Genomic DNA, 1,260 nt, shown 5'->3' with positions numbered 1-1,260 from the left:
TGAAAAACCCGGCCCGCTTTCGCGGACCGGGCTCGTTCGTTTTGGCCGTCGGTTTCCCGATCAGTCTTACTTCATCAAGGCATCGAGCGGGATCGGTTCGGAGATCGTCCAGCTGTCGATGACATGGGGCTTGCCCTTGGTGGTTTCGGCGATGAGATATTTCGCCGTATTCTGGTGGTGCAGTTCGGAGGTGAAGGTGCGGGGGCCGAAGAGGGTCGGCTCGTTCTTCATCTTTTCGAGTTCGGCAACGACCTTGTCGGCATCCGTCGACTTGGCGCGTTCGACGGCCTTCGCCCAGACGTCGATCAGGATATAGCCCGGATAGACATATGTGGAGGACGGGTCGGCGCCGGTCTTTGCCTTGAACGTGGCGTTGAACTTGTTCACTTCCGGGTTCGGGTCATCGCCATAGATCGAGCCCTGGACCGGCTGGTAGAAGTTCGACAGGTCCGGAACGGCGGAGAGCCAGTAGCTGCCGTCAAGTGCGGAACCGTTGAGGATCATCGAGTTGATGCCGGCGGCGCGGATCTGCTTGATGGCCGAGACTGCGCCCGGCATCATCGTGCAGAGCATGATCGCATCCGGTTCCTTCGGCAGCGCCTTGATGCGGGTGATCTGGGCAGCGATAGAAGCGTCGTCGTTCTTGAACGTGTCCTTGCCGACGAGCTTGGCGCCCTTCGGTTCGATCTTGCCCATCATCCAGTCGAAGCCGTCGCAGACGCCCTTGTTATATTCGGTCCAGGTGTCGAGAAGGCGATAGTAGGTCTTGGCGTTCTTCTTGTTGAAGGCCCATTCGGCCATGGTCGCCCCCTGGACAGCGGCGAGAACCGAAGCCGAGAAGGAATGCGGACCCACACCCTGGATACCGGCCTTGACCGATTCAGCGCAGAGGAAGAACGAGATCTTGCCGGCGGCTTCGGCGGCGAGCGCTGCCGGCGAACCGAAGTCGTAGTCGCAGGAAACGACGACGAGTTCGGCGCCCTGGTCGAGAACGGAAAGACCAGCCTTGGCGCCTTCCGCACGATCCGACTTGGTATCGGCCTTCACCACTTCGATCTTCTTGCCAAGAAGGCCACCGGCCTTGTTGATCTCGTCGATGCGCACCAGCGCCGCATCGGTCGCCGGCTGGTCATAGGCCTGCATGAAGCCGGACGCGGCGGTCGCAAACCCCACAACGATCTTGTCATCCGCGGCAAAGGCCGGAAGTGAAGCCGAAACGGTAAAAGCCGCTGCGGCCAGAAGTCTCATTTTATGTTTCAT

Annotated in this window: 1 protein-coding gene; it reads right to left on the bottom strand. The window is 60.1% G+C overall.

Going from position 1 to position 1,260, the window contains the following annotated elements; genetic code table 11:
• Nucleotides 1-66 precede the first annotated feature (66 nt).
• The gene (locus LQK84_RS25015; RefSeq protein WP_230831489.1) at nt 67-1,248 is read right to left on the bottom strand and encodes an ABC transporter substrate-binding protein; all 1,182 of its coding nucleotides are present in this window, start codon (nt 1,246-1,248) and stop codon (nt 67-69) included.
• Between the last annotated feature and the right edge of the window lie 12 nt (nt 1,249-1,260).

This window comes from Rhizobium sp. C4, from assembly GCF_021026315.1.
GTDB lineage: Bacteria > Pseudomonadota > Alphaproteobacteria > Rhizobiales > Rhizobiaceae > Ensifer_A.
This window is presented reverse-complemented; position numbering and strand designations above follow the sequence as displayed.